Source organism: Streptomyces sp. NPDC016459, assembly GCF_040632845.1.
Lineage (GTDB): Bacteria > Actinomycetota > Actinomycetes > Streptomycetales > Streptomycetaceae > Streptomyces.
Window position 1 is genome coordinate 268,748 of the sequence record NZ_JBEYCR010000001.1, and the last position, 20,457, is coordinate 289,204.

Below are 20,457 nucleotides of genomic sequence, written 5' to 3' on the forward strand. Positions count from 1 at the left end.
ACGTCCGCGCGGCCCAGGACCTCGGTGAGGCTCAGTACGCCTTGGGCCGGTCCCACGGCTCCGGCTCCGCATCGCGCGGCCCGAACAGGGCCGTGAGCGCCAGGTACACGATCATGGCGGCGAGCGGCCAGGCCAGCATCGCGGCCGCCGCCAGGTTCAGTTCGAGCGGCGCCTCGAAGGTGACGTCGGGGCCGACCGCCTTGGCGTGGGCGACCACGTTCCGCGTCGGGCCGAAGTACGTCCCCAGGCCCCAGGCGAGCAGCGAGCCCAGCAGGCCGCCGAGCGCGAGACCGAGGACCAGCGGGACCCCGCCCTTGCGGCGCAGCAGGAAGACGACGAGCGCGGCGACCGCACCGAAGGCCAGGGCCAGGAGCACGAACGTACCGTCCGAGCCGATCGCCGCCTCCCCCTCGGAGTTGCGGAGGTAGACCCCCTTGCCGTCCGAGATGAGCAGGACGCGGGGGGCCAGGTTCAGCCACAGCACTCCGAGCAGCGCCCCCGCGACCGCCGAGACGAGGGTCACCAGAACGCCCTGCAGGACCTCGGCCGCCGTGATCGGGTCCCCGGCCGGGCCGAGCACCGGCGGGGGCGGCGGCGGCCGGTCGGGGTCGTGCGGCTGCGGCTGGTGAGGCGGAGTCAGAGGTGCGGTCACCCCGCCATCGTGCCAGGTGCGCCTGTGTCCCGCCTCAGCGGACGGCGGCCCGCCGGTACGCCCGGGTGGCGACCGCGAGGGAGACCACGCCGACCGCCGCGCACACGGCGAGGTCCAGGGCGACGGCCGCCCAGTCGGGGTGCGGCTCGAAGGTGCGGGCCAGAGCCTCCACGCCGTACGTCGACGGCAGCAGGTCCCGTGCCCAGCCGATGGGCCCCGGGAGCCGCTCGGCCGGGAGGACGCCGAGGAGCAGGGCCGCCGACATGCCGAGCTGGCCGAGGAGGGTGGCCAGCTCCTGCCGGGGCGCGAGGAGTCCGAGGGCGGCCCCGAGCCCGGCGAGCGCCGCCCCGGCGAGCGGGACGACGGCGGCGAGGATCCACAGGTTGCCGAGCGGCAGCCCGAAGAGCACGGAGCCGGCGACGGCGGTGACGGCGGTCCCTGGCACCGTGAAGGAGGCGTACGCCCCGGCGGCGCCGAGCACGACGGCGGCGGGCGGCACGGGCAGGGTGGCGTAGTGGTCGAGTCCGCCGCCGGCCCGCAGCTGCCCGAAGTACTGGGCGAGGAGGTTGAGCGCGACGAAGGCGACGACGAGGACGGTGGAGCCGGCCACGACGGCGCGCGCCTCGGAGCCGCCGTCGACGACCCCGCGCATCAGGACCATGATCCCGACGGACTGGAAGGTGGCGACGAAGAGGAGCGGGATGCGGGCGACCCGGGCGCGGGAGAGCTGCGCCCGGTATACGGCGGCCATGGCCGGCAGCAGCCGGGCGCGCGGAGCGAGGGGCGCCACGGCGTCCTCGTCGTCGCGGCCCCGGACGGAAGGCGCGCCGGTCGGCAGGACCTCGGCGGGCACGGTGCTCACTGCGTACAGCTCCTGACGGTCACGTACGGAACGCGGAGGCCACGGGGGGCGTGGGAGGGGGGTGCGCCGAGAACGGCGGAGGCGACCCCGGAGGGGGCCACGGCCGGGAGCGCCGCGGGAAGCGCTTCGAGGACCGCGGACCGGCGCGCCACAGGGCGCACACCGAAGCCCGGGGGGCGGCGCTCCACGCGGCACACGCTGGAGACGACGGACCGGCGCACGGAGGGGGTCACGCCTTCACCAGCCCCTCCGTCGCGCCGCCGAGGGCGAGGTACACGTCTTCCAGGCTGGGCGTGGCCAGGGTGAAGTCGTCGAGTGCGGCGAAGGCGGCGCCGCCGGTGACGGTGGCGACGGCCGCGCGGGCCGCGTCGGGGGCGAGCCGGAGGATCCATCGCCTCCCCGTCTCCTGCGCGAGTCCGCGCAGCGCGGCGACCTCGGGGAGGTGGAGGGGGGCCGACTCGCGCCACACCAGCTCGACGCGGATCTCGCCGGCGACGCGTTCCTTGAGCCCGGCGGGGGTGTCGCAGGCGATGACCTTCCCGTGTTCGAGGACGGCGACCCGGTCGAGGACGGTCTCGGCCTCGATGACGTTGTGGGTGACGAGCAGCACGGTGGTGCCGTGCTCGGCGCGCCGCCGGTCGACGGCCGCCCAGACGGCGCGGCGGGCGACGGGGTCCATGCCGGTGGTGGGCTCGTCGAGGACGAGGACGGGGCGCCGGCCGACGAGCACGGTGGCGAAGCAGGCGAGCCTGCGCTGTCCGCCGGAGAGCTTGCGGAGGGGCCGGGAGGCGAGCTCCCCGAGGCCGAGCTCTGCCAGGACGGCGTCGCTCTCGGCGCGTGCGTCGTGGGCGGTGAGGCCGCGCAGCCGTCCGGTGGTCTCGGCGGCGAGGGCGACGGTCAGCTCGTCGAGGGCGGTGGACTCCTGGCCGAGGTACGCGAGGAGGCGGGCGGCCCGCTCGGGGTGGCGGACCAGGTCGTGGCCGAGGAGCGCGACGGTGCCGGAGTCGGGGCGCATGAGGCCGGTGAGCTGGCGGACGAGGGTGGACTTGCCGGCTCCGTTGGGGCCGAGCAGGCCGAAGATCTCGCCGCCGCGCACGTCGAGGCTGATCCCGTCGGTGGCCCGCACCTCGGGTGTCGCGGGCGCACCGCGCCTGCCGCGCGTGGCGGGGTACGTCTTGACCAGATCCCGCACCGCGCACACCGTACTCACGGGGGAAGAGCCTACGGGGTCGCCGGGCCGGCTCCGGGCGCGGGGGCGGGTTCGGTGGCGGCCCGGACGTCGATCTCGCGCCAGAATCCCGCCCGGATCGCGTACCGGTCGTGCTCGTCGATCTGGTCGTCCTTGTGGGCCAGCAGGCCGAATCGGGCGGCGTAGCGGAGGAGTTCGCCGTCGATGCGGTGCGGGATGCGGGGGTAGAGGGTGGAGAGCTTCTGGACGTGGCTCTGCTCGGGGAGCCGTTCCATCCACCGGCGGGCGAACACCTGTCCGACCTCGAAGGGGTCGCCGCCGACGGTGGTGATGTCCTCCTCGCGGTCCGCCCAGCGCTGCTCGGCGCTGGTGAGGGTGGCGAGGGTGGGCAGGGAGGCGGTCTCGGCCGGTTCGCCGAGCGCGGGGGCGGGACGCTCGACCCAGCCCCGGTCGGAGGACCAGCGGAGTGCGCTCGCGGCCTGTGACGCGGTGGCGGCGGTCGCGCCGGGGGCGCGCAGTCCCGCGAGGTCCTTGGGGGTGGGGACGCCCTTGCCTCCGGCCGGGGCGGGGGCGCCCGGGCCGTGGCCGTGCCCGTCGTCGCGGACGTGACCGCTGTCGTGGCCGTCGCCGTGCGCGTGACCGTTGCCCCGGCGGACGTGGCCGTTACCGCCGTCGACGTGGTCGGCGGAGGTCTCCCCGGTGATCCCGGTGGCGGCCGACGCCTCGGCGGCCCGTCCGGCGGAGGCGGCGAGGGCGGCCTCCGGCAGGGGCGCGGAGAGGATGGCGGCGATCTCGGGGCGCGGGGCGGGCGGGGGCGCGCAGATGCCGGTGAGGTCCTTGGCGCGGACGGCCCGGGTGATCCAGGCCCGGTCCAGGACCCGGCGTTCGTCGGCCTCCGCGACCAGGTCCTCGGACTGGTTGTAGTCGCCGTCGGCGGCCTGCACGGCCCAGAGGTGGACGGCGACGCCGTGCTCCTTCGCGGACATGAGTCCGGGCAGCAGGTCGCCGTCGCCGGTGACGAGCACGATGTCGGAGCAGGCCCGATTCCTGGCGAGCTCGGTCAGCTCGGTGTGCATGGCCGCGTCGACGCCCTTCTGGGCCCAGCGTCCGTCGCTCCGGGTCAGCGCGCCGAGCCGGACGGTGACCCGGGGCATCACCCGCAGTCTGCGGTGCTCGGGCTGGGGCACCCGGTCGGGTGCGCCGTCGAACCAGTAGATCCGCAGGAGGGGCAGCGCGGTCTCGGCCTCGGCGCGCTGACGCAGCTGCTGGATGAGCCCGGCGTGGTCGACGGTGATCCTGGAGCGGGACGGTTCCCCGGCGAGGAGACTGGCGGCGGCGCCCAGCAGATAGCCGGCGTCCACCAGGACGACGCAGCGGTCCACGTGTTCCACCCTCTTTCGGGAACCTCGGGATCGGAGTTGCTTCGGAATTCCTTCGAGTCTGCCCGAAGGCCGGGGGCTCGACGGTCGGAACTGGATCATCGGCGTGGCGGATGTCACTTCCCGGGCGCCTTACGCTCCGTAATGATCCAACATGCGACGGTTCGCGCGGTATGTGAGTCTGGCAGCGGCCCTGGCACCCAGGACCTTTGAGGAGGCATCCCCATGGCCAAGAACCGCAGTCAGAACCGCGATCAGAAGCAGCAGTCGCAGGCCGAGCGTGGCACCCAGCAGGCGAAGCAGTCGTCGATGGAGTCCCAGGCCGACCAGCGCTCCAGCCAGGTCACTCCGGGTGACATGGCGCGCAAGGGACGTCAGAAGCGCTTCGGACACAACTGAGACGCAGTCGACGCGAACCGACGGCAGGACCGACGGCGGCAGGACCGACGGCAAAGGGGCGCGCCCGTGACGACGGGCGCGCCCCTTGCGCGTGCCGGAGCGGCGTGGAGCCCTACCCGGCCAGGCAGGACGGGCCGAGCAGGACCTTCAGGTCGCCGAAGAGCGCCGGGTCGGGCTGCACCCGGTGCCGGTCGAGGCGGAGCACCGTCGTCTTCCGGGGGCCCTGGAGCTTGATCCGTACCTCGGTGTTGCCCTTGTGGTGGCCGAGGATCTCGCCGAGCCGGGTGACCATCGGCGGGGTCACCTTGACGGTGGGGATGGTCAGGATCACCGGCGCGTTGGTCCCGGCGTTCGACAGGTCGGGGACCATCAGCTCCATCGCGACGAGACGGGGCACGTCCTCGCGCTTGTCGAGCCGTCCCTTGACGAAGACGACCGTGTCCTCGACGAGCTGGGTCGAGACCAGCTGGTACGTGGCCGGGAAGAACATGCACTCGATGGAGCCGGCCAGGTCCTCGACGGTGGCGATCGCCCAGGCGTTGCCCTGCTTGGTCATCTTGCGCTGGAGGCCGGAGATGATGCCGCCGATGGTGACGACCGCGCCGTCGGCGTGCTCGCCGCCGGTGAGCTGGGAGATCGCCGCGTCCGTCTTGTCGGACAGGACGTGCTCGATGCCGAAGAGCGGGTGGTCGGAGACGTACAGGCCCAGCATCTCGCGCTCCTGGGCGAGCAGGTACGACTTCTCCCACTCGACGTCGGAGAACTCGACGTCGAGGCCGAAGCCGGGCTCGTCGGTCGCCGCGTCGCCCATGCCGCCGAAGAGGTCGAACTGTCCCTCGGCCTCCTTGCGCTTGACCGCCACCACGTTGTCGATCATCGGTTCGTGGTGGGCGACCAGGCCCTTGCGGGTGTGGCCCATCTCGTCGAAGGCGCCGGCCTTGATCAGCGACTCGACGGTCCGCTTGTTGCAGACGACGGCCTCGACCTTGTCGAGGAAGTCCGGGAAGGAGGAGAACTTCCCCTTCGCCTTGCGCGTCTTGATGATCGACTCGACGACGTTGGTGCCGACGTTGCGGACGGCGGAGAGGCCGAAGAGGATCACGTCGTCGCCCTGGGCGGCGAAGTTCGACTCGGACTCGTTCACGTTGGGCGGCAGCACCTTGATGCCCATGCGGCGGCACTCGTTGAGGTAGACCGCGGACTTGTCCTTGTCGTCCTTGACGGAGGTGAGCAGTCCCGCCATGTACTCGGCGGGGTGGTTGGCCTTGAGGTAGGCGGTCCAGTAGGAGACCAGGCCGTACGCGGCCGAGTGGGCCTTGTTGAAGGCGTAGCCGGCGAAGGGGACCAGGACGTCCCACAGCGCCTTGATGGCCTCGTCGCTGAAGCCCTTGCTCTTGGCTCCGGCCTCGAAGATGACGAAGTTCTTCGCCAGCTCCTCGGGCTTCTTCTTGCCCATCACGCGGCGGAGGATGTCGGCCTCGCCGAGCGAGTAGCCGGCGATGATCTGGGCGGCCTTCTGCACCTGCTCCTGGTACACGATCAGGCCGTAGGTGACCGCGAGCACCTCTTCGAGCGGCTTCTCCAGCTCGGGGTGGATCGGGGTGATCTCCTGCTGGCCGTTCTTGCGCAGGGCGTAGTTGGTGTGCGAGTTCATGCCCATCGGGCCCGGCCGGTACAGGGCGGACACGGCGGAGATGTCTTCGAAGTTGTCGGGCTTCATCAGCCGGAGCAGCGAGCGCATGGGCCCGCCGTCGAACTGGAAGACGCCGAGGGTGTCGCCGCGCTGGAGCAGTTCGAAGGTCTTCGGGTCGTCGAGCGGCAGGGCGAGCAGGTCGAGGTCGATGCCCTTGTTGGCCTTCACCATCTTGACGGCGTCGTCCATGATGGTGAGGTTGCGCAGGCCCAGGAAGTCCATCTTCAGCAGGCCGAGCGACTCGCACTGCGGGTAGTCCCACTGCGTGATGGTGACGCCGTCGGTGTGCCGGACCCAGATCGGCGCGTGGTCGACGATCGGCTCGCTGGACATGATCACGCCGGCCGCGTGGACGCCCATCTGGCGGACCAGGCCCTCGACGCCCCGGGCGGTGTCGATGACCTTCTTGACGTCCGGCTCGTTCTCGTACATCGCGCGGATCTCGCCGGCCTCGCTGTAGCGGGGGTGCGAGGGGTCGGTGATGCCGTTGAGGTCGATGCCCTTGCCGAGGACGTCGGCGGGCATGGCCTTGGTGAGCCGGTCACCCATGGCGTAGGGGTAGCCGAGGACGCGCGCGGAGTCCTTGATCGCGTTCTTCGCCTTGATCTTGCCGTACGTGCCGATCATGGCGACCTTGTCGGAGCCGTACTTCTCCGTCACGTAGCGGATCACCTCGACGCGCCGGCGCTCGTCGAAGTCGATGTCGACATCGGGCATCGAGATGCGCTCGGGGTTGAGGAAGCGCTCGAAGATCAGGCCGTGCGGGATCGGGTCGAGGTCGGTGATGCCCATGGCGTACGCGACGATCGAGCCGGCCGCGGAGCCTCGGCCGGGGCCCACGGCGATGCCCTGCTTCTTCGCCCACATGATGAAGTCGGCGACGACGAGGAAGTAGCCGGGGAAGCCCATCGAGATGATGGTGTCCATCTCGTACTCGACCTGCTTCATGCGGTCCTCGGGGATCCCGTCCGGGAACCGTCGGTGCATGCCCCGCATGGTCTCCTCGCGGAACCAGGTGACCTCGGTGTACCCCTCCGGGATGTCGAACTTCGGCATGAGGTTCTTCTCGACGAACATGCCGTCGGTGCTGACCTGCTCGGCGACCAGGAGGGTGTTGCGGCAGCCCTCCTGCCAGGCGTCCGAGGAGTCGATCGCGTACATCTCGTCCGTGGACTTGAGGTAGTAGCCGGTGCCGTCGAAGCGGAAGCGGTCCGGGTCGGAGAGGTTCTTGCCGGTCTGGATGCAGAGCAGGGCGTCGTGCGCGGTCGACTCGTGGGCGTACGTGTAGTGCGAGTCGTTGGTGACCAGCGGCGGGATGCCGAGCTTCTTGCCGATCTCCAGGAGCCCGTCGCGGACCCGGCGCTCGATCTCGATGCCGTGGTCCATCAGCTCCAGGAAGTACCGCTCCTTGCCGAAGATGTCCTGGTACTCGGAGGCCGACTTGAGGGCCTCGTCGAACTGGCCGAGGCGGAGCCTGGTCTGGAGCTCGCCCGAGGGGCAGCCGGTGGAGGCGATGAGCCCCTCCGACCACTTCGAGATGGTCTCCTTGTCCATCCGGGGCCACTTCTGGAGCCAGCCCTCGGCGTACGCGTCGGAGGACAGCTTGAAGAGGTTGTGGAGCCCGGTGTCGTTCGCCGCCCAGATCGTCTTGTGGGTGTAGCCGCCCGAACCGGAGACGTCGTCCCGCTTCTGGTGCGGCTGGCCCCACTGGATCTTCCGCTTGTTGCGCCGGGACTCGGGGGCGACGTACGCCTCGATGCCGATGATCGGCGTGACCCCCGCCTTCTTCGCCGAGTGGAAGAAGTCGTACGCCCCGTGCAGGTTGCCGTGGTCCGACATGGCGATATGGGTCATGCCCATCTCGTTGCACGCCTCGAACATGTCCTTGAGCCGCGCGGCACCGTCCAGCAGCGAGTACTGGGTGTGGACGTGGAGGTGCGTGAAGGGCGGCTTGGTCACGGCGGGAGGTCTCCGTAGCGGTCACAGGGGTGGCTGGGGGGACCGTGGAAGTCTACGTCGGGCCGATGACAGTCGAGGGGCACTCGGGACTAGGGTCTCGCGTGGGGAGACGGGGAACACCTGTCCCTTTTGTCATGGACAGCCTGTCAGCACGTCCGGTACCAGGAGGCACCTCGAATGTCGGTCCCGCAGCCCACCGCAGCCGAGCGCGGTGAGCACATCCTCGCCGTCTTCGACACCGCCTTCGGCGAGCTCCTCGCCGCCGACCCGGCGGCCTTCCGCGTCAAGTTCCGGAAGATGGCCGGATCCGCCTTCGCCTTCTACCGGGGCACCGCCTGCCTCTTCTACTCCGACCTGGAGCGGGAGGCCCACGGCGGCCCCTACCTGGACGAGCGCACCGGCCGGGTCTGGATCCACGGCGACCTGCACGCCGAGAACTTCGGCACCTACATGGACGCCAACGGGCGGCTGATCTTCAACGTCAACGACTTCGACGAGGCGTACGTGGGCCCCTTCACCTGGGACCTCAAGCGGCTCGCGGCCTCCCTGGCGCTCATCGGGTACGCGAAGGCGCTCGCCGACGAGCAGATCACCCACCTGGTCCGCATCTTCGCGGCGTCCTACCGGGAGCGGATCCACGCCCTCGCGACCGGCGCGAGGAGCGACGAGCTGCCGCCGTTCACCCTGGACACGGCCGAGGGCGCGCTGCTCGACGCGCTGCGCACCGCCCGCTCCCTGACCCGGTTCGGGCTGCTCGACTCGATGACGGAGATCCGGGACTTCGAGCGCCGCTTCTCCGGGGGCGGCGGCGCGATCGATCTGGACGCGGCCGGCCGGTACAAGGTCCTCGCGGCCTTCGACGGCTATCTGGAGACCCTGCCGGAGTCCAGCCTGGCCCGCCCCGACTCGTACCGGGTCAAGGACGTCGTCGGGCGGCGCGGGATCGGCATCGGCTCGGCCGGCCTCCCCTCGTACAACATCCTCCTGGAGGGGAACAGCGACGCCCTGGAGAACGACGTCGTGATCTATCTGAAGCAGGCGCAGACCCCGGCGGTCTCCCGCCATGTGACGGACCCGGCGGTACGGGAGTACTTCCAGCACGAGGGGCACCGCACCGTGATCTCGCAGCGGGCGCTCCAGGCGCACGCCGACCCCTGGCTCGGCTGGACCGAGCTCGACGGCTCCGGGCAGCTCGTCGCCGAGGTCTCGCCGTACGCGGTGGACCTGGACTGGTCGGACATCGACGACCTGGACGAGATCGCCGCGACCGTGGCGGACCTGGGCCGGGCGACGGCCACGATGCACGCGGCGGCGGACGAGTCCAGCGGTCACTCCCTGGTCCCGTTCTCGACGGAGCGGGCCATCGACGCGGCGATCGCCGCCGACGAGGAGGGGTTCGCGGCCCTCCTCGTCGACTTCGCGCACGGCTACGGGGCGCGGGCGCGGGCCGACCACCAGATCTTCGTGGACCTCTTCCGCAACGGCCGGATCCCGGGCCTCTGAGGCGTCGCCTTCCGGCCGCCGTGGGACCGGTGAGGCTTCCCACAGCTTCCCCTTAAGGACCCCTTACGGCCCGGCATGGCACACTCCACGACGATGGACATGGCAGGGACGCAGCTGAGGGCGCTGCGGGCGGCGTTCTTCACGGCGGTGGTCGTGACGCTGTCCGTGGCGTCCCACGTGCTGCTCTCGCGCGTGCCGCTGCCGCTCGGCACGGTCGTTCCGGTCGCGGTCGGGGTCTTCGCCGTGGCGTACGCCCTGGCCGGCCGCGAGCGTGGCCTCGGCCCCATCGCCGGGCTCCTGGTCCCGTTGCAGCTGGCGGCCGACACCCTCTTCACCAGCGGGCAGGCGCTCTGTTACGGCGCCGCCGGCGGCCCGGTCGCCGGCTCCCTGCGCACGGTGGGCGTGGAGGTGTTCTGCGGCGGCGCCGTGGGCACCCCGCTGCCGGGCGTGGCGTCTCCCGAGAGCGGGACGGCCGCCGCGCTGCTCGACTCCCCCGACCCGGCGCTGCCGTGGCTGCTGCTCCTGGCGCACGTGGGCGTGGGCCTCTCGGCCGCGGTCTGGCTGCGCGGCGGGGAGCGGGCGCTCGCCCGGCTGCTCGGCGCGGTGGCGGCCTTCGCGTTCCGGCCGCTGCTGCTCGTGGCGGCCCTCTTCCGTACCGGTGGTCCGGCGCCGCGGAGCGCCGGACGGCCCGTGGGGCGGCCCCGGCCCTCCCGCACCCGGCTCCTCACGCACTCCGTGGGGCGGCGGGGACCGCCGTGCCCGGCCTTCGCTCTCGTCTGAGCGGCGCAGGCTCCCGGCACGCAGTCCCTTTCTTCCTCACCCCACGGAGACCACGATCATGAGTGCACGCAACACCCAGGCCAACAAGGCTGCCGCCCGCGAGCGGCTGCGCGTCGAGCGCGAGCGCCAGGCGAAGAAGGACCGGGCGCGCCGGCAGCTCGTCGTCGGCGTCTCGGCGGTGGCCGTCCTCGCCGCCGCCGGCGGCATCGGCTACGCCGTGGTGCAGTCGAACAAGCCCTCCCAGTGGGAGTCGGCGGCGAAGGCCTCGACCGTGACGGCCCCGAAGAACACCTCGGGCACGAACGGCACGAACGTCGTCATCGGCAAGGAGTCCGCCAAGAAGACCCTGGAGCTGTACGAGGACTCGCGCTGCCCGGTCTGCGCGACCTTCGAGCAGTCCGTGGGCGCCACGGTCGAGAAGGACGTGGCGGCGGGCAAGTACAAGATCAAGTACGTGGGTGCCACCTTCATCGACGACGCCGCCACGGGAGAGGGTTCGAAGAACGCCCTCTCGGCGCTCGGCGCGGCCCTGGACGTGAGCCCCGAGGCCTTCCTGACGTACAAGGCGGCGCTGTACTCGTCGAAGTTCCACCCGGAGGAGAACGACGACAAGTTCGCCAAGGACTCCTACCTCATCGAGGTGGCGGACTCCGTCCCGGCCCTCAAGGGCAACGCCGCCTTCAGGAAGAACGTCGAGGACGGCACGTTCGACGCCTGGGCGATGAAGATGTCGAAGGCCTTCGACGACAGCGGGGTGAAGGGCACGCCGACCCTGAAGATGGACGCCAAGCCGGTGACGGTGGCGGGCAGCGACAACCCGCCGATGACGGCGGACGAGTTCACCACGGCGATCGACGCGGCCCTCAAGGGCTGACCGGAACGGTCTCCTTCGCTCCCTGGTCTCCCCCGTGGTCGGGTCGGGGAGCGAAGGACGGCACGCGGGGTGCGCGCTGGGCGTCGTCACCGTCCGGGCTCGTGGGTTTGTCAGGCGAGCGGCCCTCCGAAGACGCCCGCCCGCCGCCGGGGCCGCGACCGGTGGGCGACCAGTCGGCGAACTTCCGGATATCGCCTGCCAGTCGGGCATACTCGCCAGTAATCTGACTGCCCGTGACCAGTCGTTTCATATCCTCAGCCCCCAGTCGGCGCACGGTCGTCAAGGCCGCCGCCGTCACCGCCGTCGCCGCGCCCGCCCTCCTCGGCGCGGCTGCCCAGGCCCAGGCGGCCTCCGGGACCACCGCGTTCCTCCACGGCGTCGCCTCCGGTGACCCGCTGCCCGACGGCGTCCTCCTCTGGACGCGCGTCACCCCCACCCCCGAAGCCGTGCCCGGCTCGGGCCTCGGCGCCGACGTCCAGGTCGGCTGGGAGCTCGCCGAGGACCGGGCCTTCACCCGGATCACGGCCTCCGGCACGACCACGGCGAGCGCCGCCACCGACCACACGGTGAAGGCGGACGTCCGCGGCCTGCGCCCGGCCACCACCTACTGGTTCCGCTTCACCGCGGACTCCGCCGTCTCCCCCGCCGCCCGCACCCGCACCGCGCCCGCCGTCGACGCCGCCGTGCCCGGCGTCCGCTTCGGTGTGGCCTCCTGCGCGAACTGGGAGGCCGGTCACTTCTCCGCGTACGGCCACCTCGCGGCCCGCCCCGACCTGGACGCGGTCCTCCACCTCGGCGACTACCTGTACGAGTACGGCAGCGGCACCTATCCGGAGGCGAAGTACACCGTCCGCCGGCACGAGCCGCGCCACGAGATCGTCTCGCTCGCCGACTACCGCGCCCGGCACGGCCACTACAAGACGGACCCGGACCTCCAGGCGCTGCACGCGGCCCACCCGGTGATCGCCATCTGGGACGACCACGAGTTCGCCAACGACGCCTGGACGGGCGGGGCCGAGAACCACACCCCCGGCGCCGAGGGCGACTGGGCGGCCCGGGTGGCCGCCGCCAAGCAGGCGTACTTCGAGTGGATGCCGGTCCGCACCTCCACGGAGGGCACGGTCTTCCGCCGTATCCGCTTCGGCAGGCTGGCCGATCTGCACCTGCTCGACCTGCGCTCCTTCCGCTCCACGCCGGCGAAGGCGGGCAGCGGCACGGTCGACGACCCGGAGCGGAGCATCACGGGCCGCGCCCAGCTGGACTGGCTCAAGTCGGGGCTCGCCGGCTCGGACGCGGCCTGGCAGCTCGTCGGCACCTCGGTGATGATCTCGCCGGTCGCCTTCGGCGCCCTGCCCGCCCACCTCCTGGAGCCGCTGGCCGAGTTGATGGGCCTGCCCAAGGAAGGGCTCGCGGTCAACGTCGACCAGTGGGACGGGTACACGGACGACCGCAAGGAACTGCTCGCGCACCTGACCTCGCGCGGCATCCGCAACACGGTGTTCCTGACCGGTGACATCCACATGGCCTGGGCCAACGACGTACCGGTGAAGGCGGCGACGTATCCCTTCTCGGCGTCGGCGGCGACCGAGTTCGTCGTCACCTCGGTCACCTCGGACAACCTCGACGACCTGCTGCACGTGGCCCCGGGGACGCTCTCGGCGGTGGCCGCCGGCGCCGTGAAGGCCGCCAACCGGCATGTGAAGTGGGTGGACATGGACCACCACGGCTACGGCGTGCTCGACGTGACGGCCGAGCACTCGCAGATGGACTACTACACGGTCTCCGACAAGACGGATCCGGCGGCGACGACGGCCTGGGAGCGCTCCTACCGGACGCTGAGCGGAACGCAGCGTGTCGAGCGGGTGTACCAGCCGGTGCGCTGAGGTGTGACCGACGGTCCTTCATGGTCGATTTTCAGCCATGATCCCTTCTGTTAACAGAAGATCACATCGCTACGGCGGGTGGCTGGTTTTCGGAGATCGAATCCGGACACACCACCCGCCTCCGTCGTCCCCGCCGTTACGTCGGCATCTCAAACTCCGGAACCCGCACAAGATTTTCTTCCCGATGACCCGAATTGCCCCATGGATGATTGGGCCTGATCACTGCTCAACAGCCTCTGACATGGACGCGTAATCTCCCCGCAGTGGCGAGGAAGTTCCTCCCACCACCCCCCGCGAGGAGTCACCGTGCGTGCTCTTGTCCGTATATCACCGCGTATGTCACGTCGTATGCTCGGCACCGCCGTCATGGCCGGAACCCTGGCCCTGGCCCCCCTGTCCGCCCCGGTAGCCACCGGCGCCGCCACCACCACCCTGGCCGGTGCCACCGCCGAGGAGTGCGCGGACGACCACGACTCCCACTCCGGCGCCCGCAAGGCGCGCGGCGCCGAGGGCCACGCCGGTGAGCCCAACGAGGTCACGGCCGCCCAGGCCAAGTCCATGGACGACGACTTCAGGAAGAAGTTGTCCGCCGCCCGCGCCGAGAGCCGCCTCAGCGCCTCGGCCGAGACCGGCGCCGCGGCCGTGGTGAACATCCCCGTCTACTTCCACGTCATCCACTCCGGCACGACGGGCAAGCTCTCCGCCACGGCCATCAACAACCAGATGGCGGTCCTGAACTCGGCCTACGCCGGCCAGGGCACCGGCAACGTGAACAGCAACTTCCAGTTCACCCTCGCCGCCACCGACTACACGGACAACGCCACCTGGTACAACCTGACCTCCGGCTCCACCGCCGAGAAGCAGATGAAGCAGACCCTCCGCAAGGGCGGCGCGGGCGCGCTGAACTTCTACACCGCCAACCTGGGCGGCGGCCTCCTCGGCTGGGCGACCTTCCCGTCCTCGTACCAGTCCAACCCCTCCATGGACGGCGTCGTCGTCCTCGACGCCTCGCTCCCGGGCGGCTCCGCCGCCAACTACGCCGAGGGCGACACCGCCACCCACGAGGTCGGCCACTGGATGGGCCTCTACCACACCTTCCAGGGCGGCTGTAACGGCAACGGCGACTACGTCACCGACACCCCGGCCGAGAAGAGCCCTGCGTACGAGTGCCCGACCGGCCGTGACTCCTGCGCCTCCAAGTCCGGCGCGGACCCGATCCACAACTTCATGGACTACACGTACGACGCGTGCATGTACCAGTTCACCTCGGGCCAGGTGACCCGGATGAACGAGTACTGGACGGCGTACCGCGCCTGATCAGGCGTCCAGGACACAGGTGCGGCCCCCGGGGGACTCCCCGGGGGCCGCGCCCCGTTCACCACGGCCGTCCGAAGAGGGCCCTACAGGCTGTCCAGGAAGGACAGCGCCACCGACCAGGTCCGCTCCGCCGCCTCCGCGTCCCAGTCCGGCAGCTCCGGGTCCGTGTACACGTGCCCCGCGCCGCGGTACCGGTAGATCTCGACGTCCGCCCCGGCCCTGCGCATCTGGAGGTACCAGGCGGACAGCCAGTCGTCCGTCTCGAAGGGGTCGGGCTCGGCCACGTGCAGCTGTACGGGAAGCTCGTCCACCGACACGTTCGGCGCGAGGTCCGACGTGCCGTGGAGCAGCAGCAACCCGCGCGCCTTCTCGTCACCGAGGGCCAGGGTCTGCGCCACGGAGGCGCCGAAGGAGAAGCCCGCGTAGACCAGACCACGCTCCGAGTAAGGGGCGGCGGCCAGGATCGCGCGCTTGAGCAGTTCGTCCTTGCCGATCCCGTCCCGCTTCGCCATGCCCTCCTCCACCGAGTCGGTGGTCCAGCCGTCGAACAGGTCCGGCACCCACACCTGGTGCCCGGCGGCCCGCAGCCGGTCGGCCGCGGCCTGGACGGCCGGGCGCAGCCCGTGGACCGAGTGGAAAAGCATGATGTCCATACCCGCCATCCTGCCACCCGCCACCCACCGTCACCGAAACCCCGGTCCAGCCACGACGCCGCGGCACACCGTCACCGAAACCCGCGGGGCGGCCACCGCACCGCGCCCCCCCGTCACCGGCAGCCACGGCGCCGCCGCGCGGCCCACCGTCACCGCATGCTGCGGACGTCCAGCTGCCGCAGCACCCGGTCCACCACCTCCGGATCGGCGCCCGGCTCGCTGCGCGCCGCGAGGACCTCGTGCCGGGCGGCCGACATCAGCTCCCGCTGGATCCGCTGCACCGCCTTGAACCGCTTCGTCCGCTCGACGAACGCGGCCCTGCGCTCCTCGTCGATCATGTCCGGGCTGATCCTCGCCCCGATGTCGTACGCCCCGCGCAGCAGCCGCTCCTGGACCTCCTCGGGCAGCTCCTCGACCTCCTCGATCTCCTTGAGCCGGCGCTTGGCGGCCTTCGCGGCCCTGATCGCGAGGTCCCGTTCGAGCGCGCGCTCGGCGTCCGCGTCGGCCCGCACCCCGAGCCGTCTGACCAGCCAGGGCAGGGTGAGCCCCTGGACGACGAGAGTGGCGATGATCACGCAGAAGGCGATGAAGACGATCTCGTCGCGGCCGGGGAAGGGCGACCCGTCGTCGGTACGGAGCGGGATGGCGAGCGCGAGGGCCACCGAGGCCACCCCGCGCATCCCCGCCCACCACATGACGATGGTCTCCCGCCAGCTCGTCGGGATCTCCTCGTCGACGTCCCGGCGCGTGTGCAGGCGTTTCGCGAGCCAGGTGGCCGGAAGCAGCCAGAGGAGCCGGACGCCGACGACCACCGCGACGACGGCGGCGCCCCAGCCGAGCATCTCCAGGCCGTGCCCGTCCGCCACCCCGAAGACATGGACGAGTTCGAGGCCGATGAGGCCGAAGGCGATACCGGTGACGAGGGTGTCGACGATCTGCCAGAAGGTCTGTCCGGCGAGCCGGCCCATGACGTCGTCGGCGTCCGTCGCGTGCTCGGCCAGGAAGAGGGCGGTCACCAGGACGGCGAGGACGCCGGAGCCGTGCAGCTCCTCGGCGAGGACGTAGCTCACGAAGGGCACGAGAAGGGTCAGGCCGGTCTGGAGGGTGGCGTCCCCGAGGAGCCCGATCAGCTTGTGGGTGAGCCAGCCGAGCCCCAGGCCGACGACCATGGCGACCACGGCGGAGAGCACGAGCGCGCCGACCGCCTCGGGCCAGGAGAAGGAGCCGCTGACGACGGCGCCGATCGCCACGTGGTAGAGCACGATCGCGGTGACGTCGTTGAAGAGGCCCTCGCCCTCCAGGATCGACACGAGACGGCGCGGCAGTCCCAGCGAGCCGGCCACGGCGGTCGCCGCGACCGGGTCGGGAGGCGCCACGAGGGCGCCGAGCGCGATCGCGGCGGCCAGCGGGAGGCCGGGCACGAGCGCGTTCGCGACCGCGCCGACGGCGGCCGTGGTGACGAAGACGAGGGCGACCGCGAGCAGGAAGATGGGCCGTCTGTTCGCCGCGAACTGGCGCCAGGAGGTGCGCTGCACGGAGGCGTACAGCAGGGGCGGCAGCACCAGCGGGAGGATGAGCTCCGGCGGGATCTCGACGTTCGGCACGAAGGGCAGGACGGCCAGCACGATCCCGATGAGGGTCATCAGTACGGGCGCGGGCAGTCCGAGCCGTTCACCGAGGGGGACGGTGAGCAACGCGCCGAGCAGCAGCAAGAACAACAGGGCCAATTGATCCACGGCCCCACCCTGCCATGTATGCCCGTTTTGGCCGCCATTGCCCCCCGCAGGAGCATCGGCAGGAGGGGGCGGCCCGATGCGGCTCCGCCTACAGGGCCTTGCGCATCGCCCGGTGCGGCATGCCGGCGTCGGGGAACTCGGGGCCGTACGCCTCGTAGCCGAGCCGCTCGTAGAAGCCGAGCGCGTGCGTCTGCGCGTGCAGGTCGACGGCGGTCAGGCCGCGCTCGCGCGCCACGTCCTCGACGGCGCCCACGAGCGCCGCGCCGACGCCGAGGCCGCGGGCCGCCTTGGCGACCGCCAGCCGGCCGAGCGAGCCGACCGAGGCGTCGCCACCGGTCTTCCCGAGCGCGTCCGCCCCGAACAGCAGGCGCCCGGTGCCCAGCGGCGACCCGTCCTCGCGCTCCGCGAGCACGTGCACCGCGGTGGCGTCGTACGCGTCGTACTCCAGCTCCCGCGGAACGCCCTGCTCCTCGACGAAGACCTCACGGCGCACCGAGAAGCAGGCCTCCCGGTCCTCGGCGCCGACCGCCTCACGGACGGTGTACGCGGTGCTCACCGGCTCTCCGACGCGATCCGGTCGAGGGCCTTCTGCAGGTCCTCGGGGTAGGTGCTGGCGAACTCGACCCACGAGCCGTCACCGGGGTGCTCGAAGCCCAGGCGGACGGCGTGCAGCCACTGCCGGGTCAGGCCGAGGCGCTTGCCCAGCGTCGGGTCGGCGCCGTAGGTGAGGTCGCCGACGCAGGGGTGGCGGTGGGCGGACATGTGCACCCGGATCTGGTGGGTGCGGCCCGTCTCCAGCTTGATGTCCAGCAGCGAGGCCGAGCGGTACGCCTCGATGAGGTCGTAGTGGGTGACCGAGGGCTTGCCCTCGGCGGTGACCGCCCACTTGTAGTCGTGGTTCGGGTGCCGGCCGATGGGCGCGTCGATGGTGCCGCTCATCGGGTCGGGGTGCCCCTGCACGAGCGCGTGGTAGCGCTTGTCGACCGTGCGCTCCTTGAACTGGCGCTTGAGCGAGGTGTACGCGTACTCCGACTTGGCGACCACCATCAGACCGGAGGTGCCGACGTCGAGGCGGTGCACGATGCCCTGGCGCTCGGCGGCGCCGGAGGTGGAGATGCGGTAGCCGGCGGCGGCGAGACCGCCGATGACCGTGGTGCCGGTCCAGCCGGGGCTGGGGTGCGCGGCCACACCGATCGGCTTCATGATCACGACGATGTCGTCGTCGTCATGGACGATCTCCATGCCCTCGACGGGCTCGGCGACGATCTGCACGGGCGCGGCGACGCCCGGCATCTCGACCTCGAGCCAAGCGCCTCCGCTGACCCGCTCGGACTTGCCGACGACGGAGCCGTCGACCTGGACCTTCCCGGAGGCGGCCAGCTCGGCCGCCTTCGTACGGGAGAACCCGAACATTCGGGCGATGGCGGCGTCGACGCGCTCGCCCTCCAGGCCATCGGGAACGGGCAGTGTGCGGATCTCGGGACTCGTACTCACCCGTCGAGTATGCCTTGTGCGGGGAGCACTCCGTCCGGATCAGTCCTTGTGGACGGTCCCGTCCGGGTCCAGACCCCGGAACGACAGGATCACGATGAGGATGCCGCCGCAGACGATCGCGGAGTCGGCGAGGTTGAAGACAGCGAAGTGCGCGGGGGCGATGAAGTCGACGACCGCGCCCTCGAACACGCCGGGCGAGCGGAAGATCCGGTCCGTGAGGTTGCCCAGCGCGCCACCGAGCAGCAGGCCGAGCGCGATCGCCCACGGCAGGCTGTACAGCTTGCGCGCGAGCCGGATGATCACGACGATCACGGCGGCCGCGATGCAGGTGAAGATGACGGTGAAGGCCTCGCCCATGCCGAACGCGGCACCCGGGTTCCGGATGGCGTCGAAGCGCAGCACGTCGCCGATCACCCGGATCGGCTCGCGGCCCTCCAGCTTGGCGACCACCAGCATCTTGCTGCCGAGGTCGAGCAGGTAGGCCACGACCGCCACCACGAAGAGCGCGAGGATCCTGCGCCTGCCCCGGGGCCGCTCCTCGGGAGCGGCCGACCCGTCGGGCGTGGCCGATCCGTCGGCGGCCGCCGTCTCGTCGGAGGCGGCCGAATCGTCGGCTCCTGCTGAACCCGGCGTACCGATGATGCGCTCCGCCTCTGCCACGTGAGTGAGTCCCTCGACCTCGATGCCTGACCGTGCACCGAGGGTACGGCACAGGCGTGCGAGACCGGCATCCGAGATCGTCAGCCGCGCCGCTCCTGGCGCTGCTTGTCCTCGACGCAGAGCGTGGCCCGCGGGAAGGCCTGCATCCGGGCCTTGCCGATCGGCTTCCCGCACACCTCGCAGAGGCCGTACGTGCCGGCGTCGAGGCGCTCCAGGGCGTGCTCGGTCTGTTCCAGCATCTCCCGGGCGTTGGCGGCCAGGGCCAGCTCGTGCTCCCGGGTGATGTTCTTGGTGCCGGTGTCGGCCTGGTCGTCCCCGGCTCCGTCGCCGGAGTCCCGCATCAGGCCGGTGAGCTCCTCCTGGGAGTGCGCGAGCTCGCTGCGGAGTCTCACCACCTCCGTCTGGAGCACCGTACGGGCCTCGACGACCTCGTCGGGGGTCCAGGGGTCCTCACCCGGCCGCACCGCGAGCTCGCCGGTACGGGCCGGCGGCACCGCGGTCTCGTCCCCGGCGGTCGTGACGCCACCCGCGATCTTCTTCGCTGCCACCGTACTGGCTCCTGTCTGCGTCGTGGCGGGCGCCTTCTTGGCGGCCGCCTTCTTCGCCACGGCCTTCTTGGCGGCCGTCTTCCTGGCGACCGTCTTCTTCCCGGCTGTCCTGGAGGCAGCCGTCTTCTTCACGGCGGCCGTCCTGTGGGCGTCCGTGTCGTGGGCGTCCATGTCCTGGGCGTCCGTCTTGTGGGCAGCCGTCTTCTTCACGGCGACCGTCCTGTGGGCGTCCGTGTCGTGGGCGTCCATGTCCCGGGCGTCCGTCCTGTGGGCGGCCGTCTTCTTCACGGCGGGCTTCTTCCGCGCGACCGTCGGCGGCTCCGTGACCGTCGTCTTCTTGCCGGCCACGTCCTTGGCGCCCTCGGCCGTACCGGTGGAACCGGCGGCCGAGGTCTTCTTCGCGGCGGTCTTCTTCGCCACCATGTCGCGGCCCCTTCACATTTTGTGATCTTGCTCGCGCATCGTGCTGGGACGATAAATCGGCCCAAGGCCCGCGGCAACGGGGCTCGCCGCCGTTCCCACCCGCCCCCGCGCACCTCGGGACGGGCCTGCCTCCGTTGTGCCCAGCTCCCCGCCGGGTTATCCGTCCCGGTCCTCCCCCACATGGCCGTACGTCAAGTCCGGCCTGACCCGTATGGCCATTCGGGTCACGGGAAAACCGGTCGGCCGCCGCGCACCCGGCCCCGTACACTGGGCCACAGCGAAAGGCTTGGATGGGGACGAGTAGCGTCGTACGCAGCCATGAGCGACCCGGGGACGGTGAGAGCCCGGGGGCGAGCCCGATGTGAAGCATCACCCCGGAGCCGTCGGAAGAAAGCCGCAGGACAGCGCGGTGACTAGACCCGACGTCGCGACCCCAATGAGGGGGCTCAGGGC

Annotated in this window: 17 protein-coding genes; 6 read left to right on the top strand and 11 right to left on the bottom strand. The window is 71.4% G+C overall.

Annotated features, from left to right (window positions below; all coding sequences use genetic code 11):
• Nucleotides 1-31 precede the first annotated feature (31 nt).
• From ABZ567_RS01210 to ABZ567_RS01225, 4 genes are all read right to left on the bottom strand, one after another.
• On the bottom strand, nucleotides 32-652 hold the full coding sequence (locus ABZ567_RS01210; protein ID WP_360783057.1) for a DUF2567 domain-containing protein: 621 nt from the start codon (nucleotides 650-652) through the stop codon (nucleotides 32-34).
• A gap of 34 nt (nucleotides 653-686) precedes the next feature.
• On the bottom strand, nucleotides 687-1,490 hold the full coding sequence (locus ABZ567_RS01215) for an ABC transporter permease (RefSeq protein WP_360784982.1): 804 nt from the start codon (nucleotides 1,488-1,490) through the stop codon (nucleotides 687-689).
• A gap of 253 nt (nucleotides 1,491-1,743) precedes the next feature.
• Nucleotides 1,744-2,724 carry an ABC transporter ATP-binding protein gene (locus tag ABZ567_RS01220; protein WP_360783060.1) on the bottom strand — a complete coding sequence of 327 codons (981 nt, stop codon included), beginning with the start codon at nucleotides 2,722-2,724 and terminating at the stop codon, nucleotides 1,744-1,746.
• Between the two features lie 11 nt (nucleotides 2,725-2,735).
• Nucleotides 2,736-4,094, bottom strand: a complete 1,359-nt coding sequence (locus ABZ567_RS01225) for an NYN domain-containing protein (protein WP_360783063.1) — start codon at nucleotides 4,092-4,094, stop codon at nucleotides 2,736-2,738.
• A 213-nt stretch (nucleotides 4,095-4,307) separates the two neighbouring features.
• Between ABZ567_RS01225 and ABZ567_RS01230 the strand changes: the two genes are divergently transcribed.
• Nucleotides 4,308-4,481: a hypothetical protein gene (locus tag ABZ567_RS01230; RefSeq protein WP_360783067.1), complete on the top strand. Its 174-nt coding sequence runs from the start codon at nucleotides 4,308-4,310 to the stop codon at nucleotides 4,479-4,481.
• A gap of 112 nt (nucleotides 4,482-4,593) precedes the next feature.
• On the opposite strand, the gene dnaE is transcribed toward ABZ567_RS01230, so the two are convergent.
• Complete coding sequence (gene dnaE, locus ABZ567_RS01235) at nucleotides 4,594-8,133, bottom strand: DNA polymerase III subunit alpha (protein ID WP_360783070.1); 3,540 nt, start codon at nucleotides 8,131-8,133, stop codon at nucleotides 4,594-4,596.
• A 177-nt stretch (nucleotides 8,134-8,310) separates the two neighbouring features.
• Here dnaE and ABZ567_RS01240 point away from each other — a divergent pair, with 177 nt between their 5' ends.
• The 5 genes from ABZ567_RS01240 (at nucleotide 8,311) to ABZ567_RS01260 (ending at nucleotide 14,490) form a co-directional block, all read left to right on the top strand.
• Complete coding sequence (locus ABZ567_RS01240; protein ID WP_360783073.1) at nucleotides 8,311-9,636, top strand: DUF2252 domain-containing protein; 1,326 nt, start codon at nucleotides 8,311-8,313, stop codon at nucleotides 9,634-9,636.
• A 93-nt stretch (nucleotides 9,637-9,729) separates the two neighbouring features.
• A complete protein-coding gene (locus tag ABZ567_RS01245; RefSeq protein WP_360783076.1) occupies nucleotides 9,730-10,416 on the top strand; it encodes a hypothetical protein in 687 nt (228 codons plus the stop codon).
• Between the two features lie 58 nt (nucleotides 10,417-10,474).
• On the top strand, nucleotides 10,475-11,290 hold the full coding sequence (locus ABZ567_RS01250) for a DsbA family protein (RefSeq protein WP_360783079.1): 816 nt from the start codon (nucleotides 10,475-10,477) through the stop codon (nucleotides 11,288-11,290).
• A gap of 233 nt (nucleotides 11,291-11,523) precedes the next feature.
• Complete coding sequence (locus ABZ567_RS01255) at nucleotides 11,524-13,173, top strand: alkaline phosphatase D family protein (protein WP_360783081.1); 1,650 nt, start codon at nucleotides 11,524-11,526, stop codon at nucleotides 13,171-13,173.
• A gap of 336 nt (nucleotides 13,174-13,509) precedes the next feature.
• Nucleotides 13,510-14,490, top strand: coding sequence for a zinc metalloprotease (locus ABZ567_RS01260; RefSeq protein WP_360783084.1), 981 nt, complete (start codon nucleotides 13,510-13,512; stop codon nucleotides 14,488-14,490).
• A gap of 83 nt (nucleotides 14,491-14,573) precedes the next feature.
• Here ABZ567_RS01260 and ABZ567_RS01265 read toward each other — a convergent pair whose 3' ends face one another.
• From ABZ567_RS01265 to ABZ567_RS01290, 6 genes are all read right to left on the bottom strand, one after another.
• Nucleotides 14,574-15,143 (bottom strand): dienelactone hydrolase family protein, encoded by a 570-nt coding sequence (locus ABZ567_RS01265; protein WP_360783087.1) that lies wholly within the window; start codon nucleotides 15,141-15,143, stop codon nucleotides 14,574-14,576.
• A gap of 149 nt (nucleotides 15,144-15,292) precedes the next feature.
• Nucleotides 15,293-16,879: a Na+/H+ antiporter gene (locus ABZ567_RS01270; protein ID WP_360783089.1), complete on the bottom strand. Its 1,587-nt coding sequence runs from the start codon at nucleotides 16,877-16,879 to the stop codon at nucleotides 15,293-15,295.
• Nucleotides 16,880-16,967: 88 nt separating this feature from the next.
• Nucleotides 16,968-17,435, bottom strand: a complete 468-nt coding sequence (locus tag ABZ567_RS01275; protein WP_360783092.1) for a GNAT family N-acetyltransferase — start codon at nucleotides 17,433-17,435, stop codon at nucleotides 16,968-16,970.
• On the bottom strand, nucleotides 17,432-18,373 hold the full coding sequence (locus tag ABZ567_RS01280) for an RluA family pseudouridine synthase (protein ID WP_360783094.1): 942 nt from the start codon (nucleotides 18,371-18,373) through the stop codon (nucleotides 17,432-17,434). The genes ABZ567_RS01275 and ABZ567_RS01280 overlap by 4 nt, the downstream gene beginning before the upstream one ends.
• 39 nt (nucleotides 18,374-18,412) lie before the next feature.
• On the bottom strand, nucleotides 18,413-19,033 hold the full coding sequence (lspA, locus tag ABZ567_RS01285) for a signal peptidase II (protein WP_360783097.1): 621 nt from the start codon (nucleotides 19,031-19,033) through the stop codon (nucleotides 18,413-18,415).
• A gap of 80 nt (nucleotides 19,034-19,113) precedes the next feature.
• Entirely contained in the window at nucleotides 19,114-20,004 is an 891-nt protein-coding gene (locus ABZ567_RS01290; RefSeq protein ID WP_360783099.1) for a histone H1-like repetitive region-containing protein, read from the bottom strand.
• Nucleotides 20,005-20,457: the final 453 nt, after the last annotated feature.